Annotated in this window: 13 protein-coding genes; 10 read left to right on the top strand and 3 right to left on the bottom strand. The window is 67.8% G+C overall.

Annotation, left to right across the window (positions count from 1 at the left end; all coding sequences use genetic code 11):
* Nucleotides 1-12: 12 nt before the first annotated feature.
* From WME73_RS35965 to WME73_RS35955, 3 genes are read left to right on the top strand one after another with little or no spacing between them, the layout of a single operon-like run.
* A complete protein-coding gene (locus WME73_RS35965; protein WP_157907086.1) occupies nt 13-522 on the top strand; it encodes an RNA polymerase sigma factor in 510 nt (169 codons plus the stop codon).
* A complete protein-coding gene (locus WME73_RS35960; protein ID WP_437912470.1) occupies nt 519-1,286 on the top strand; it encodes a DUF4384 domain-containing protein in 768 nt (255 codons plus the stop codon). The genes WME73_RS35965 and WME73_RS35960 overlap by 4 nt, the downstream gene beginning before the upstream one ends.
* Nucleotides 1,283-2,872, top strand: a complete 1,590-nt coding sequence (locus tag WME73_RS35955) for a caspase family protein (protein WP_437912469.1) — start codon at nt 1,283-1,285, stop codon at nt 2,870-2,872. The genes WME73_RS35960 and WME73_RS35955 overlap by 4 nt, the downstream gene beginning before the upstream one ends.
* Nucleotides 2,873-2,979: 107 nt before the next feature.
* Here the strand turns inward: WME73_RS35955 and WME73_RS35950 are convergent, their stop codons facing one another.
* Nucleotides 2,980-4,053 (bottom strand): SBBP repeat-containing protein, encoded by a 1,074-nt coding sequence (locus WME73_RS35950; protein WP_437740860.1) that lies wholly within the window; start codon nt 4,051-4,053, stop codon nt 2,980-2,982.
* A gap of 1,266 nt (nt 4,054-5,319) precedes the next feature.
* Here WME73_RS35950 and WME73_RS35945 point away from each other — a divergent pair.
* The 7 genes from WME73_RS35945 to WME73_RS35915 all read left to right on the top strand — a co-directional run bounded on the left by WME73_RS35945 (nt 5,320) and on the right by WME73_RS35915 (nt 12,276).
* Entirely contained in the window at nt 5,320-5,493 is a 174-nt protein-coding gene (locus tag WME73_RS35945; RefSeq protein WP_437912468.1) for a hypothetical protein, read from the top strand.
* 9 nt (nt 5,494-5,502) lie between these two features.
* The gene (locus tag WME73_RS35940) at nt 5,503-6,180 is read left to right on the top strand and encodes a DNA alkylation repair protein (protein ID WP_437912467.1); all 678 of its coding nucleotides are present in this window, start codon (nt 5,503-5,505) and stop codon (nt 6,178-6,180) included.
* 925 nt (nt 6,181-7,105) lie between these two features.
* Nucleotides 7,106-7,396: a hypothetical protein gene (locus WME73_RS35935; RefSeq protein WP_437912466.1), complete on the top strand. Its 291-nt coding sequence runs from the start codon at nt 7,106-7,108 to the stop codon at nt 7,394-7,396.
* 447 nt (nt 7,397-7,843) lie between these two features.
* Complete coding sequence (locus WME73_RS35930; protein ID WP_437911983.1) at nt 7,844-8,407, top strand: DUF6431 domain-containing protein; 564 nt, start codon at nt 7,844-7,846, stop codon at nt 8,405-8,407.
* Between the two features lie 123 nt (nt 8,408-8,530).
* Complete coding sequence (locus WME73_RS35925) at nt 8,531-9,922, top strand: DDE-type integrase/transposase/recombinase (RefSeq protein ID WP_437911984.1); 1,392 nt, start codon at nt 8,531-8,533, stop codon at nt 9,920-9,922.
* Nucleotides 9,923-9,986: 64 nt separating this feature from the next.
* A complete protein-coding gene (locus WME73_RS35920; RefSeq protein WP_437911985.1) occupies nt 9,987-10,730 on the top strand; it encodes an ExeA family protein in 744 nt (247 codons plus the stop codon).
* 277 nt (nt 10,731-11,007) lie between these two features.
* Complete coding sequence (locus WME73_RS35915; protein ID WP_437912465.1) at nt 11,008-12,276, top strand: hypothetical protein; 1,269 nt, start codon at nt 11,008-11,010, stop codon at nt 12,274-12,276.
* Between the two features lie 469 nt (nt 12,277-12,745).
* Here the strand turns inward: WME73_RS35915 and WME73_RS35910 are convergent, their stop codons facing one another.
* On the bottom strand, nt 12,746-14,782 hold the full coding sequence (locus WME73_RS35910; protein WP_437912464.1) for an NACHT domain-containing protein: 2,037 nt from the start codon (nt 14,780-14,782) through the stop codon (nt 12,746-12,748).
* The gene (locus WME73_RS35905; protein ID WP_437912463.1) at nt 14,779-15,747 is read right to left on the bottom strand and encodes a hypothetical protein; all 969 of its coding nucleotides are present in this window, start codon (nt 15,745-15,747) and stop codon (nt 14,779-14,781) included. Before WME73_RS35905 ends, WME73_RS35910 begins: the two co-directional genes overlap by 4 nt.
* Nucleotides 15,748-16,352 lie beyond the last annotated feature (605 nt).

Raw genomic sequence — 16,352 nt, 5'->3', positions numbered from 1 at the left:
ACACGCTCGGACGTGGAGGATCGCGAGGCGCTGGTGTCGCTGATCGAGGCGGCTTACCGGCAGCATGGGCACCTCGTGCTGCGCCGGGCGCGGCGGCTCCTCGGGAACGAGCAGGAAGCGCGGGAGATCCTCCAGGATGTCTTCGCCTCCCTGCTCGGCGAGCCCGGGCAGCTCGACGGCAAGGGCCCGATGGTGGGCTGGCTCTACGGCGCCACCACGCACGCGTGCCTGAACCGCATCCGCGATCACAAGAACCGGCTGCGGCTCCTCGACACCCACGTTGCACCCCTGCAGCAAGAGAGCGCGGCGGCGTCCGCCGAGAACGCCCTCCTCACGCGGGAGCTCCTCGCGCAGCTCCCGGGCGACCTCGCGCAGGTCGCCGTCCACTATTACTCCGATGAGATGACCCACGAGGAGATCGCGCGCGTGATGGGCTGCTCCCGCCGGCACGTCGGCAATCTGCTGGAGCGGCTGAAGGCCACGCTCTCCGACCGGATGAGAGAAGGGAGTTCGAGTCCATGACGCGACCCGAAGGGTGCCTCTCGGAGCTGAAGCTCGACGAGCTCATGGCGGGCCAGCTCGACCCGGCCGCGGCGCAGGAGGCGGGCGCGCACGTGGCTGGCTGTTCGCGGTGCTCGGCGCGGCGCTCCGAGATGGAGGCGGCGCGGGCCTCGTTCGCGGCGTCGGCGCCGCCCCTGCGGCTCGCCCGCGGCGCCTCCATCTCGGAGCGCCGCGCCGTGGCGAAGGTCCGCCCGCCGCGCCGATGGCTGGCGCCCGCGGCGGCGAGCGCGCTCGCCGCGGCGGCGGCGGCGCTCTTCTTCTTCCGCTTCCACGCCGCGCCGGAGGGGCGAGACGCGGAGATCCCCGGAGAGCGCATCAAGGGAGCGGAGCACATCGGCTTCTACGTCAAGCGCGGCGGGAGCGTCCTGCCGGGCGGCGCCGGCGAGAGGCTCCATCCAGGCGACGCGATCCAGTTCACGTACTCCAGCGCGGAAGCGCGATATCTCGTGATCCTGAGCGTCGACGGGGCCTCCCAGGCGAGCGTCTATTACCCGAGCGGTCCTGTCGCGGCGCGGATCGAGCCGGGCCGGGAGGTCCTCCTCCCCCAGAGCACGGTGCTCGACGGCACGCTCGGCACCGAGCGGATCTTCGGGCTGTTCTGCTCGGAGGCGATCGCGGTCGAGCCGCTCCGGGCCGCGCTCGCGGCGCACCCCGACGCGCCGCCCGCCCCGCCGGGCTGCGACGTCGACGCGCTCACGGCGGAGAAGGTCGCGGCGTCGCGGTGATCCGCCGTCGCAGAGCGGCGCTCGCCGCCGCGGCGTGCGGCCTGGCCGTCGCCGCCGCGGCGGCCCCGGCCGAGGCGCGCATCGAGCGCTTCGCGGTGCTCATCGGCAACAACGCCGGAGAGAAGGGCGAGGTCGAGCTCCGGTACGCGGAGGACGACGCGTCGAAGATGTACGACGTGCTCAAGGACCTCGGCGGCTTTCCCCCGGCGAACCTGGTGCTCCTGCGGAGCGAGGGCGCGGAGACGGTCCGGCGCACGCTCATCACGATGAACGACCGTGTCCGCGCGGCCATCTCGAGCCCGGACACCGATGTCCTCTACCTCGTCTATTACTCCGGCCACGCCGACGCGAACGCGCTTCACCTCGGGCCGACGCCGCTCTCGCTGACGGAGTTCGAGCAGCTCGTCCGCGGCTCGGCGGCCTCGGCGCGGCTCTTGATCGTCGACTCGTGCCGGTCCGGGGCGCTGACGCGCGTCAAGGGCGGCACGAGCGCGCCCCCCTTCGTCATCAAGCTCGATCAGCGGCTCGCCGGGCAAGGGATGGTGACGCTCACGTCGAGCTCCGGAAACGAGGACGCTCAGGAGTCCGATGAGCTCAAAGGGTCGTTCTTCACCCACGCGCTCGTCTCGGGGCTGCTCGGGACGGCCGACGCGGATCGAGACGGCGCCGTCTCCCTCGAGGAGGCGTACCGCCACGCGTACGAGAGCACCCTGCGCGCCACGAGCCGCACGTGGGCCGGGGCGCAACACCCCACCTTCCGTTACGACCTCCGCGGCCAGGGCAAGCTCGTCCTGACCGAGCTGCCGGTCCATGCGTCGCTCCGGGGCGTGCTCCGATTTCCTGCCGGCAGGGCCTACCTCGTGATGCGAGACGCCAGCGAGGGCGCGGTGGTGGCCGAGGTGGGGGCGAGCGACGCGACGCGGACCGTCAGCCTGCGCCCTGGCCGTTACTTCGTGCGGGGGCGAGGCCCCGACTTTCTCCTGGAGGGGAGCGTCGACGCCGGGGCCGGGCAGACGATGGATGTCGGCGACGAGCGATTGAGCCGCGTCATGTTCGCCCGGCTCGTGCGCAAGGGCGGCGGCGTCCGCGAGGTCGCGCACGGACCGGTGGCGGGTTATCAGCTCAGGACGCCCCTTGTCCCCGGGGATTCGCTCTGTCACGGCGGCTTCGTCGGGTACGGGATCGAGCTCCAGCACCTCGGCGTCGCGCCCCGGCTCAGCGCGTGCCGCAGCGCCTTCCAGAACGAGCACCTCACGGCGAGCGATGATGAGCTCGGCCTGGACGTGCGCCTGTCCCGCTCCTGGGACCTTCCCGTGATCAGCCTCGGCGTCGGGCTGAACGTCGGCCTCGCCGTCATGAGGCAGCGGTTCGAGACCGCCGGGCGCGCGCCCGACCGCCATGGCCTGGCAGGGGCGTTCGGCGTCGATACAGGGGTGAACATCGATCTGCCGGAGGGCTTCTACCTCGGTGTCGAGGCGGCGGCGCAGACGTACGTCTTCAAGCAGCAACGCGCGGGCAGCGACGAGGGCGAGGTCGGCCCCGCGGTGGCCATGCGGCTCCGCGTGGGCGTGGGCATGAGCCTTTGACGCGGGCTGCGCTCCTGCAACATGGCCTGGTCCGCGTGAACCAGCTTTCCGGTGCCAGGGCGCTCCAGGCGGGCGGCGATGCGGTGCGCCGGGCGGATGGCCCAGGGTCATTCGGCGGGCACGTGCAGGACGAAGGCGTCCGACGTGGTAAAGAACACGCCGGTGTACCCGGCGACGTACAGATTGCCGTCGGCGTCTGCGGCCGCGGCGAGCGCCGTGTCGCTGCGCGGCGTCCCGATCTCCTTGGTCCATTGCGCTGCGCCGCTCGCGTCGAGCTTGCGCACGTAGACGTCCTCTTCGCCGCTGCTCGTGGATCCCACGAGGTAGACGTCGTTCTTGCCGTCTATTGCCAGGGCAAAGCCGTAGTCGTAGGACGCATTGCCGGCCTGGTGAGTCCATGACGTCGCGCCGCCTGCGTCGAACTTGCGCACGAAGGCGTCCGGGGAGCCCTCGCTCGGGCCGCCGATCTCGCCGGCGGTGCTCCCCGCGACGTAGAGGTTCCCGCTGCCGTCCACGCGCGCGGCGAAGACGAAGTCGTTCTCCGTGGAGCCGAACTGCCGAGTCCATGACGTCGTGCCGCTCGAGTCGAGCTTGCGCACGAAGGCGTCCCGCTGTCCTCGGTCCGAGCCTGCGACGACGCCACCGGAGGTGTACCCGCCGACGTAGGCGTTGCCGCTGCCGTCGACCGCTACGGCCATGGCTTCGTCCTCATCTGGCCCACCAAACAGCTGAGTCCACGCCGGCGCGCCGTTCGTGTCGATCTTGGTCACGAACGCCTCACCCGTGTCCTGGCCGCCGCCGTAGCTGGTTCCGACAACATAAACATTTCCTTGGCCATCGACAGCCAAGGCGTTTGCCGACTCCGAACGCCACGTGGCAAGCTGCCGCGTCCACAGCGTCGCGCCGCTCGAGTCGAGCTTCCGCACGAACGCGTCGCCAAAGCCTCCGCTGGCACCTTCGAGCCCGCCCCCCGTGGTTCCAGCCACGTAGACGTTGCCGCTGCCGTCGACCGCCACGCCCTTGGCGTGGTCGTCGCTCGATGTCCCAAACCGCTGAGTCCACACGACGGCTCCATGCGCATCGAGCTTGCGGACGAAGGCGTCCGATTCACCGCCGTCCGGTCCGAGCGCGCCGTGGGCGTTTCCCGCGACGTAAACGTTGCCGCCGCCGTCGACCGCCACGGCAAAGGCCCCGTACCAGCCCTCCGAACCGAATCTGTAATAAGGGTCGGCGCATACGGCGTCCGCGGTTGCAGCTCCGGCGGTCGCCACACCGCCCTGTGGCCATGAGCTCGAAGCCGGCGCGCAACCCGTCCACGGCGAACACTTGTCCATGTTGGAGGACTGGCTGAAGCTGCCAGACGGGCAGCTCGTGCACTCTCGATCCGTGGCCGCGCTGCCTGCTCGCGAGACGTACGTGCCGGCGGCACACGTGGCCCACGGGGAGCAGCACGTGGCGGGATCACCGTCGTGATCCCAGGTGCCGTTGTCGCAACGCACCTGGGGGGTGAGCCCGCCGGCGCAGTAATCGCCGGTGTTGCAGGCCTCACATTCCGCCGGTGTGGCTCCGCTTGCGGCTGCGACTTGCACGGTGCCGGGCTCGCAAGCGCCCGAGAAGAGGCAGGCTCCCGCCGGAAGGCACTGACTTCCCGGCGCGGGTTGGCTCGCGCTGGGGCAGGCGCTGCACCGCTGATCGGCCGTCGTGGATCCGGCTTGGCTCACATATGTATTGGGCGCGCAATCCGTGAAGGGCGTGCACGCGCGCACGTTCTGCATCGTCGAAAAGGTACCATCGCCGCAGATCACGCACTGGCGGTCGCTGGTGTCGGTGCCTTCCTTCGCGATGTACTGACCCGGGGGGCATCGCGACCACGCCTTGCAGGGATTGCTTGGGTCGCCGTCATGATCGAACGAGCCATCAGGACAGATCTTGGGTCTGTCGTCCGGCGCGCCACCTGCTCCTCCGCCGCCCGGCGTTCCGCCTTCGCCCGTGGCTCCGCCCGACCCCACTCCGCCTTCGCCCGTGGCTCCGCCTGACGTCCCTCCGCCTTCGCCGGTTGCTCCGCCCGACGCCCCTCCGCTGCCGCCCGAGTTCCCCGCGGCGGCGGTCGTGTTCCCTGCGTCGTTCCCAAGGCCGCCGCTCCCGCCCGTTCCGCCGCTCGATGCTCCGCCGCCTGTCGCTCCGGTGCCTTCCGAGTGACCTGTGCCTCCGGAAGAAGGGTGGGTGTCCTCGTCGTGGACCGTGCTTCCGCAGCCGAAAAGGACGATTCCGCCGATGAGCAAGCCGCCGACCTGGCGGTACGCTGGCCGCTGGCGATCGTGCATTGAATGCATACTGACCCCGATGCCCCCCGCGCAGCGCGGGTGCTGAAGTAGCGTACGCCACTCTGCTGAGGATGTCGGCTAGTTCCTCGAGCTGCCCCGCGCTTTCAGTGTGAATGATAGGTTGTGGTATTGCTGCTCGCGGCGATCTTCCGGCGCCGCGACGCGAACGTGCGGCTCTACAAGGTGAGCGAGGGGCATGCCGGCCCTCCTGGAACAACGACGCTGGTTCAACAACCAATCCGCGTCGCCGATCGAGGCGGCGCCGCGCCGCTGGACGGCGCCCGCGGGTACGGCTAGCTCCAGACCATGAACCTCACCAACGTCATGCGGGAGCTCGCCGCGCTGAGCAACGAGAAGATGCGCGAGGTCAACGCCCGCGCCGGAGACGCCCACGGCGTGAACCTCACCCAGCTCCGCGCGCTCGCGAAGCAGCTGAAGACGGACCATGCCCTGGCCGGCGAGCTGTGGCGCACCGGGGACCCCGACGCCCGCCTCCTGGCGACGCTCGTGTTCAAGCCAAAGACCTTCTCGGCGGACGAGCTGGACGCGATGGTCCGGGAGATCGGCTATCCCAAGCTCCTCGACTGGTTCATCGTCAACGTGGTCAAGGCGTCGCGCCACGTCGAGGAGCTGCGTGTCCGCTGGAAGGACTCCGCGAGCGAGCTGGTCGGGCGCGCCGGCTGGAGCCTGACGACGGATCGCGTCGTGAAGAGCCCAGCCGGCCTCGACCTCTCCGCGCTGCTCGACCAGATCGAGGCGGAGATGAAGACGGCGCCGGGCCCGAAGCAGTGGTCGATGAACCACTGCCTCGCCGAGATCGGCATCCACAACCCCGGGTTGCGCGCCCGCGCAGTGGCCATCGGCGAGCGGCTCGAGGTGCTCAAGGACTACCCGGCGTCGCCGGGCTGCACGCCGCCGTTCGCGCCGGTCTGGATCGCGGAGATGGTGCGGCGGCAGAAGGCGGCGAAGACGCGGGGCAAGTGAGGGGGCGGCTCGCCCCGCTCTCGATGGCGTGAAATCCGGATGCTCGCGCGCTTGCGCTCCGCCTGCCGCGAGGCCCGACGCGACGGCGGACAGTAGAACAATCCAACTGCAACAGGAGCAGACTGCGCCGGGGGGTAAGGTGAAGCGCGCACTCCCGTGCTGGATGATTCCATGATGTGCTGTCAGACCATCGCGCGCCGGCATCGGGCGCACCGAATTGGTGCGGACAGATCTTGCGCCTTGCGATGCTGCACACTAGACTCCAGCCAACGAGATGCAGTCACGGGGTAGGTGACTTGAAACGCCGTCTGTGACGAGCTGATCGCGTGCTCGTCGTGACTGGCGTGACGCTCGTGCTGGCGTTCGCGGCCGGGCTCGACGCCGGAAGGCGCGGGCGAGGCAGGCGAATGGGCCAGCTCGACGTCTAGACACGGCAGCTCGAGATCTACACGAGGGGATCCAACTTCTACACGTGAGGGACCGAGCGAGTGCTCGCGCTGCAGCGGCCCATGGCGCGATCCGGCTTGGCATCGATCGACCCCGCTGCGGCGTGCCGTCGCAAGCGAGTCGGCACCTCCCAATCGGATTGCCCTCCCTTCTCCCTCGAAGCGGACGAGCCGTATCCCTCGAAGCGGCATCAACTACACGGGTGGTAAATGCGGCACGCTGTGGGGGCCGCTCCCCTGATGCGACCTCCGGCCGTTCCCGTCGAGCAGGTCCCTGCCGCGTTCACGGCTGACCGGCGCGCCCGCCGGTAAACGCTGCTGGGGCGCAGCGCAACCAGCCCTCGACCTCCGGCAACGACGGCGGGCCTCTCCTGGCCGAGCCGATCCGCCGCTCGACCCGCCTCTTCCTGCTCGATACCGGCGCACGTATCCGCCGCTCGGTGAGCGCCTCGCCAGCTGATAGGATCGCGGGCGTCACCGTGAACGATCGCCGCGAGAGCTTCCAGGCCATTCCCCACGACGAGATCCAGCGCGCCGAGGACCGGTCGTGGACCGATCGGCTCCTCGGCTGGCTGGTGCTGCCCGAGCTCCCCGAGGCCGAGCGGGACGAGATCGCGACGACCCTGGCGCGCGTCGAGGACCCCCGCGCGGCGGCGCGGCTCATGCGCATCGTGGAGGCGCGCGAGCTGCCCGAGGCGGCGCGCGAGGCTGCGGGCGCGATCCTGAGGAGCGCCGGGAATCCGCCGGGTATTACCGCGCCCTCCCAGTAGTGGAGTTCGCCCCGATATTGATCCCTGTTCGTGATGGCTATCTCCTGAGTGGCCTGTGCCCGTCCATCAGGGAGTCGGTGCGGATCAGGGAGAGGGAGCCGGGGTGGATGCAGAGCCTCCGCCGTCGACCGGTGCTCGCCGTTCTGCATTCCCCGTACCCACCAAAAATTCTCACAAAAACCTCCGCCTCGCGGTCTCGCCGCTTCGATCCTCATGCATTCCGGAGCCGTGTCACAAATTATCACTCCACTTTGCACCACGTCAGCGCCGCCGCTGACGTAAGGCCGGGGCCGATGGAGCGGAGCAGCGGCGCGGAGCCGGCCACAAAATAGGCGACGAGGGGATGCGTGTTGTGGCGACCCGTCTTCCCCTCGTCGTGCTCCGAACACCGTGCAGGAGCGGAGCTCATGCAGGATCGTTCAAGCCGATGTCGATATCAAGCGCTGGATGACGGCGGTGCCAGCGGTTCACTACCTGCGGCCGGCGCGCTGTCCCTGTTGCGACGCGGCCGGCCGGCCCGTCGACGGCCCGCTGAGGATGCGCGGCCACGGCCTGCGCGAGCGTCAGGTCTACGGCCCGCTCCAGGCCGGTGGCGCTCCGCAGCTGGTCACGGTGCACGCCCGGCGCTATCGATGCAGCGCCTGCGGCGCGATCGTGGTCGTGGTGCCCCGCGGGCTGCTGCCCCGGCGTCGCTACACCGCGTCGGCGATCGGCTGGGTGCTCGCTCGCGTCGGACTCGACGGCGCGACCACGCCGACTGTCCGCGCCGAGGTCTGCAGCTGCGCGATCGTGGGCGTCGCGGCCGCCGAGCGGTGGCTCGCGCCGTCGCGATGGATTGAGGCCAGTCGCCGCGGACAGCTGTTCCCGCGGCTCGGACGTCACGGCGCGGAGAGCACCCGCGTGCAGATCGCCGAGCGCACGGCGATGCAGCTCGTCGCGCTGTCGCCCCGGGGCGACGCGGGCGAGCGCGCCCCTCACCTGGCGTTCCGCGGCGCCGCGCTCGCAGCATGATGCCCATCTGCCGGCAAACGCGGGCTCCGGCGACTCCACCACATAGGATCGGGCACGGCGGCGGCAAGATGAGGCACTGGGTCCACACGGGTCGTCGAAACGCACCCGTGGAAAGGACCGTTCGTGGACATCCTCAAATCCAAAGATCACTCGGAGGAAATCGCCATTTTCCGCCATGGCGTCATCGGGCACATCTGCGCTCGTGATCTCGAGCACGGCGACCTCGCTGAAGCCCTACGCGACCTCTCGATCCAGCGCCTGCGCCCGCCCGGCGGCGCATGCACGCGCTCCTTCTCGGTGCCGACCCTCGAGCGCTGGCTCTATGCCTATCGCCGGCGAGGGCTCGAAGGTCTCCGCCCTCGCGCCCGTAGCGACCGCGGGCGCGGCCGCGAGCTCGATGCCGTGCTGCGGCAACTGCTGTGCGACATCCGGCGGGAACACCCGGCGGCCTCGGTGCCGCTCATCCTGCGCACGCTGCGCGCCGACGGACGCCTGTGCGCCACGGTCAGCGCCTCGACCGTGCGTCGCCTCTTCCGCCAAGAGGGGCTCGACAAGATCCCGCAGCGTGACGGCAAGGGGCCGACGACTCGGCTCAAGTGGCAAGCCGACCACCCAGACGCGCTCTGGCACGGCGACGTCTGCCACGGCCCGACACTCCATCTCGCCGGGCGCAGGGTCCCCGTGCGAATCCACGCCCTGCTCGACGATGCCTCACGTTTCATCGTCGCCATCTCGGTCGAGAGCGACGAGAAGGAAGACACCATGTTGCGGCTGCTCGTCCGCGCCCTCCGACTCCAGGGCGTTCCAAGCGCGCTGTATCTGGACAACGGTGCGACCTACCGTGGCGACGCCTTGCGCCTCTTCTGCTCGCGCCTCGGGATCACCCTGCTTCATGCGCGCCCCTACGACCCGCAGGCGCGCGGCAAGATGGAGAGATTCTGGCGAACGCTTCGAGAGAACGTGCTCGACCACCTGGGCTCGATCACGTCGCTGGAGGACATCTCCTCTCGTATTCAGGCCTTTGTCGACGTCCACTACCATCCGTCCCCGCACGCCGGACTGATGGGGCGCGCGCCCGGGCTCGTGTACGCGCCCGGGCAGCGCGAGGTCGACGCCCTTTCCGAGGCTCGCCTGCGCGAAGCGCTCACGCTGCGGCAGCGCCGGCGCGTGCGCCGAGACACGACCGTTTCGGTCCGAGGGCGGCTCTACGAGCTCGATCACGGCTACCTCGCCGGCCGTGTCGTGATCGTCGCCTACTGCCTGCTCGACGAGCCTCTCGCCCCGGTTGTCGAGATCGAGGGGCAGCGCATCCCGCTTCGCCTCGTCGACCCGGTACACAACGCGCACGTCAAGCGGCCACCACGCCGTGTCACGAAGAGCGGCGAGTCGCCCGCGGGGCAGCCGGTCGCCTTCGACCCGGCCGGCGCCCTGCTCGTGAAGAGCGCGCGCGATGCGGCTCTGGCGCCCGGCGCGGACGACGTCGATACCGAGGAGGATCTCGATGCGATCTTCTGAGCTCGGCTTCTTCGGCCTTCGCACGGCCCCCTTCTCCAAGGAGCTCGACGATGCCGAGCTGTGGTTGCCCACGTCGAAGCAGGTGCTCGTCGACGATCTCGAAGCCGCGCTTCTTGAGCGCGCCAGCGTGCTCCTCGTCGGTGAGCCGGGCGTCGGCAAAACGTGTGTGCTTCGGGCCTTGCGGCACCGGCTACCACAGGCTGGATTTCGCCTGACCTACTGCCACAATGCGACGCTCGGCCGGCGCGACTTCTACCGCTACCTCTGCCATGCGCTCGGCCTGCAGCCGACCTCGAGCGCCGCGAGCCTGTTCCTCGCGGTCGAGCGGCACGTCCACGAGTTGCGCAGAGACCAGGTGCATCCGGTGTTTCTGCTCGACGAGGCCCATCTGCTGCACCCGGACATGATGGCGCATTTGCATATCCTGTTGAACCACGAGTGGGACAGCCGTGCTCTTCTGTCGATCCTCCTTGTTGGCCTGCCGGAGCTCGAGGGCCGCATGGCGTTACGCTCCCACCGCTCGCTGCTCACGCGCATCCACCACCGCTTTATGATCGAGCCAGCCACGGTGGAGGACACGGTGGAGTACGTGGCCTTCCGCCTGAAGGGTGCCGGCGCGGACCACGAGCTCTTCTCGCGCGAGTCGCTCGCCGCCCTGCATGAGCTCGCGTCGGGCTCGCTGCGCGAGATTGACCGCCTCGCCGCGGCGGCGATGCGCGAATCGGCCCGCCGGAAGCGCAAGCTGGTCGACCGCGACGCGGTGGCCCGCGTCGCGGAGACGCTCACGCTCTCCTCGTCGCTCGGCTAAACGGCGGCGCTCAGCCCGCGAAGCTCGTCGGCCTCGCGGGCCGAGTCGTGTCAGGTCCACGATGGCCATCGCCTCGCCGCGACGGACGGTGGCCGGCAGGATGCCCATCGCGCCGTGCGACGTCGGGGCAACACCCGCAATGGCCGTCGCCGGACGGAGCCCTGCCGAACGGCCGCGAGATGGCCATCATCGAGGCGGGGCGCGGTGCCATAAGCCAGTCGGCTCGGTAACACCGGGCGGCGCCTGGCTCAGGGCCGCCTGGGCGGAGGGCGACATCGTGCTTCGCCGTCACGCGCTGCTCCTCATGGAGCGCGCCGAGGCGGACCTCATCGAGCCGGTCGCCCGGGATTCCGCGCACCCGCTTCACAAGGAAGCCATACAGGCCCTCGCGCTCGGCTTCTCGGAGCCGCGCTTCCAGGCGCTGATGATCGCCGCCCTCGGGCACCCCGACGCGGGTATCCGCAAGGTCGCCGCCGACGCGCTGGTATGGGACGAGCCCGTCGCGGCGGAGGCGCCGCTCCTGCGCGCCGCCGCGGATCCCGCGGTCGACGTCGCCGTCGCTGCGCTGGAGACGCTCCACTATTACCCGAGCCGGCGCTGCCTCGATGCGGTCGCCGCGCTTTGCGGGCACCCTGACGAGCGGGTGCGCGCCGCGGCAGCCGCCTGCGCTTTCGAGATCCGCGAGGGGAGGTTCCGGTGGGCGCTCGAGCGCGCCGAGCCGGCCGAGCGGCGGTTTCTCCTCGCGTGGATGGAGCCGGTCCGGCATCTCCTTGGCGTCCTGGGAGACGATGACGCGTCGGAGGCGGACGATCCCGCCGCGCGCGGCCGGATCTCCTCGCCCGGCGGCGATCACGGATCGGAGGCAGATCTCGAGATGGCCGAGCTCCTCGCGCTCTATGCCGATCTCGACGGCTGCTGGGCGGAGAGGAAGCATCGGTTCGCGGACCGCTTCCGAGCAGCGGGAGTTCCGGCGGATCGCGGCGCAGCGGCGGCGTTCCTGGCGGGGCATCCGGATCCCTGGATCCGCGACCGATCCACGTCGCTCCTCGCCGCGTGGGACGAGCAGGAGGCCCTCCTCGGGCTCACCCGCGATCCTGCCTTTTACGTCAGGAAGAGCGCGATGTACTGGCTCGGCGAGCTCTCTGCGAACCGGGCCTTCGCGGGGCCCGCCTGGGAGCACCTCGGTGAGCTCGGGACGACAGGCACGCATGCGCTCGAGACCCTGAACACGTACGTGGCCCATGCGCTCAAGGACGAAGCCATCCCCCGGCTGCTCGCGCTGGCGCGCAGCGACGAGCGCGAGCCGGTCCGATGCGGCGCCGTCGACGCGCTCGCGAAGCTCGGCGCGCACGCCGAGGTCGAGGCGCTCCTCCCCTTGCTCGCCGAGCCGCCGCAGGTTACCTGGGCGGTTCACGTCGCGCTCCTCTCCGCGTGCGAGCGTCTCGGTCTCCACCCGGGACGGTGCGACGCGCTCCGCGAGGTCGACAACATCGATGTTCAGCTCGCGCTCGCGCCCTGGGCGGCGGGGTCATCCGTCGCCGATTAGCTTCGAAGGAGAGCCCTGGACCGTCGAGCTTCTGGCTGTCCGAGGTGTTGACAAAGAGAGATTCCCGCCAGAAAAGCCGGTCGATGACGAGCGGTCGCCGGAAACAGTAGCAATTTTCCTGGTTTCCGCCTGTTTCGCCGCCGAGGGCGGCTCTGGTGTGGCCCAACGGGGCGCCCTCCGCCGCCGCGTCGCTCGCGGTTAAGGCCCGCGGCATCACCGATCGGGGTCGGCGCCTGGCCCGGCGGCGCAGCGCCGAACGATTCTCCTTCGCTCGCCGCCCCGTCGCCGGGCCCTTCGATGCGCTGCCGCCTGTGTCGGGATCGTGCCTGCGTCCCCGCACTCTGCCGGCCCAACACGGGCTTCAGCCGCGGCGCAAAGCGCCGCCGGCTGTAAGCCCGTGTTGGGCCGCTCTACCTACGGCCGACGAACGACATTCGCACCCGACATCTGCTCCGACGGAGCTGCACGATTAGTCGCCCGCATTTGAGGAAGTGTCGACCTCAATGATCAATTCCTCCATTCCCTCTTCGAGGGTCGAACCAGCGGGATCGGACAACGCCAGAGTTCCTTCCTGCTCGAACACCTGCGCGGCGTACTCCCCCAGCGCGCCGCCTCGAACTCGAATGTCCGAAACGACCGTCTGGGCCATCCGCCACCAACGAGCGCGGTACAACAACATCAAAAAGCTTCGAACGAAGCTCCGCGAGCCACGCGTCTCCTCTCCAACGTTGCCAGTTTGTGAAGCACGCCTTACCGCGAGCCGCGGACCGGATCGCGTGGCGTGCAGCTGAGTCATTCCGGCGAGTTCATCCGAGTGCCGCGCGAACACCACACCAAGCAGCTCGCGACACTTCTCCGTCAGTTGAGCGTCCAGGTTCAAGCCCTGTGCAAGCGCGCCGGTAACCAGGAGAGCCTTCGTCTCATCCATCAGACTCTGCGACGCTAGAACTCGCTCGACCAGAGGCCGCGCATCATCAGTGATAGCGCAAGCCAAAATCCATACATCATGCCATGAATCGCCCTCAGCTAGAGCCTCCAGGAGTGACACAACATCCTCGGTCCGAGATATGAGATGACGTGCAACAAGGTAGTCGCAAAAGACCGAATGGGAAAACTCCCACGCACCATCTGTCCTCGACGCGACGAGAAGGCCAGTATCCTCCGCGAGTTTTCGCAGGAGGTTTAGAGAATCGCCACTCGAACCTAACGGTGGATACTTGGCGAGCCATGACTCGACGTCCTCGCCGCGCAGGCTTGTCGCACCGCGCGACTTCATCTCGAACGCTAGCCAACCTAGCACGGTGCTTCGGCGATATGACGGGACGCCTCTTGAATCTCCGCGACTAACACCCCGAGACAAATCCCAGTCGACGCACAGCGTTGACACGAACCTCTCAAGAAGCTGAACCCGCTGCTGCGGAATCACTCCCTCAAACTGGTACTGATGCGTCAGCACCGACAGAAGGAGAGGATTCGAAGCGATCGCTCGTAACTCCGGAACATTGGCCAGGTGATGCAACAGCGACTTCGTTCTAGACTCGTCGAATTCCCGTACATATTGATGGATCCATTGGCTCGTTTGGGTCCATGAAAACGGCTCTAGCTCGAAGTGTGCGCACTCAGTATCTAGAAATCCATCATAAGACGTGATGCGCGAGCAGAGGAACACGGCGTCATGTTTGCTTCTCGTCACAAGCGTCTTAATGGCGCGTTTCGCCGCCGCCAAGCTTGCGGAGGGCACCTCATCAAGCCCGTCGAGCACCCACGCGAACCGCAGGGTCGTGGAATTCGACGTTGACTCGCGCCACGAGGAAATGACCGTCGCTGCAGACAAATCACTCCGGAAATCGTGGGACCGAAGCTGGACATAAACGGGCACGGGACGAGATTCTCCAGAGTCCGCACCTTCGACGCACTCCGCCGCGAGACGCATGGCCAGAAATCGAAGAAGGGTGGTCTTGCCAGACCCTGGCGCACCCAAGATGACGGCGCGTGGCTCTGATGCGACATCCTCAATTGAGCATTTGAGTGCGGAACCCCCGCCGTGACCACTTGGCAAACCGAACATGTCGATTCGTCGACGCTGCAAGCTTGGCCGAATGAAGCCATAGGGCAGGTTCAGTCTGGTCGGACTGAACAACCCATCGGTAGCACGACATGTCGTGGCCAGAGCGTCTAGATGGAGCGCCAGCGCATCGCGTAGCCTCGCAGAACGTTCATCGCGAGGCGCGGACGTCTCCACCTTTCGCAGAGCGGGGACGAAGTCGCTATCGACCAGAATATATGCCACGTCGCCTGGATCGGTCCTGGGCACGAATACCGCCACATCGGCCGAGCGACCAAACACATGCACCGTCGCTGGCTCGACAGTGTAGTGCCGCATCAGGAATGCCGACAATTCGTGGTAGGGGAGTAGGTCCTTGACCGAACAGTCAGCAGATGTTGCCTGCCGAAACACTCCGCCGACACGAACGACGGGCAAGCAGAAGAGTCCCTCGTCGCTCACGGTCGACCTCGCGCAATATCATCGAGCACCGGCGCAAAATACCTGTCCCATTCGCCGGCATGCCCCAATTCGTGCATGACTTGGCGGAAGTCGTTAAGCTTTGACGGCCAGGATGCGGCGTCATGCTTTGACAAGATCTGCGTTCGCGTATAGCCCACGAGTTGAGACCTTGGCATCGAAGCCAGTTCCACAATGTAATCATTCCGGACTGTCGCGAGGGTGCTGTCATGCGGTTCGTAGCCACGCGAGACAAACTTGAAGAACCGAATGGCAATCTTAGCAGCGTCGATGTTCAGGATCCGGGTCCGTTCCGACACTAACGTGAGCTTTCGTCGCTCAACATCAGCGAGCCCCGTCCCCGTCGGATCGACAATTAGTTTGTTCTTCGGGTCGTAGTAGAGCGCGTTGCAAGCGAAATCTCGGTGAACAACATCCGTCTGCAGACTTGCACCGAACTGAGCATTTGGAGTGCCTAGATTGTCGAGGCACACCATCTTAAGGTCGATGAACGGATCGCCCGACGCCGGAGTGCCACCGAGTCGGCAGAACCCAGTATTCGGATGGACCCGAAGCGCGTCATTCCGAAACATCGGCCTCAGAACATCGAGTGCCAGTGCGAGTGGCATTGACGTTACCAGGTCGACATCGTTCGCAGACTCTCCGGCCAGCACGTCGCGCACTGTGCCACCAACGAGGAATACTTCGAAACCACGGTTCCAGATCTCGTCGACAAGATCTATATATTCGTGCCCCGGTGGAATCTTTGTGGTAAGTGCGGCATCAAATCGAGACACCTCACTTTCCGAAGGCTCCCACAACGATGTGTCAGGGAGGTGATCCCACGCCGGACCTTGGCGCTTGAAAGGATCGAGGACGCGGAGCGCCAGGAATGAGGAAGGTCGGTGCTCGCGACCGAATTGTCCCCTGATGATCGGCGCCCCGGCTCCGCTGTGGCCTGTCAGCACGCCGACTTCTCGACGGGCGGCCTCGAACCACGTAACGGCCTCCCCCGGTCGAGGAAGGGGGCAAGGAGGCAAGACTAGACTTGTGCGGGCCTTGGGACTTCTAGTCAACTCAGCCACGGCATGCTCCAGGAAAACGAGAACGACAATTGCTGGCGAGCGTGCGACAATTTGTCAAGGGGTGGTTGAGACATAGGGCGTTTATCGCCCGTATGACTCGCGCCCCAAGGGACGAAGCAACGTGATCCATCCGTGCAGCAATCGGCGCGGCGCGTTAGGACGCACCGGGCGCGGGTCGGACGCGTTCACGTCCGTGCTGCGGTCGGCCCAACTATCAGTCGATTGGTCAACCGAAGCCGCCGGACCAGGTCTATCTAGCTCGTCGCCTTTGTGACCTCCCCCACGGAAAGTCTCACGGATCGGCTCTGCGCCGCAAGGTCCAAATGCTGTCCAGCGCCATAGGGTAGATCCGTCTAACTCCGGCGGCAGTCGCCGCCTTCCCGGGGGGTCGGGGGCGCGTGGAGGGGGCGTGGCGGACGCACAGCCGGAGGTGTCGCGCCGCGTCGTGCCTGGGTGGCACGGCGCGGCTGCTTCATCGGGACGTTGCC

Source organism: Sorangium sp. So ce302, assembly GCF_051530145.1.
In the GTDB taxonomy this organism is placed as follows: Bacteria; Myxococcota_A; Polyangia; order Polyangiales; family Polyangiaceae; genus Sorangium; species Sorangium cellulosum_B.
This window is presented reverse-complemented; position numbering and strand designations above follow the sequence as displayed.

What these genes read in the sequence shown, in the direction of transcription:
- WME73_RS35960 (WP_437912470.1), top strand. Translation starts at nt 519, where the DNA reads ATGACGCGACCCGAAGGGTGCCTCTCGGAGCTGAAGCTCGACGAGCTC.
- WME73_RS35940 (WP_437912467.1), top strand. Translation starts at nt 5,503, where the DNA reads ATGAACCTCACCAACGTCATGCGGGAGCTCGCCGCGCTGAGCAACGAG.
- WME73_RS35930 (WP_437911983.1), top strand. Translation starts at nt 7,844, where the DNA reads ATGACGGCGGTGCCAGCGGTTCACTACCTGCGGCCGGCGCGCTGTCCC.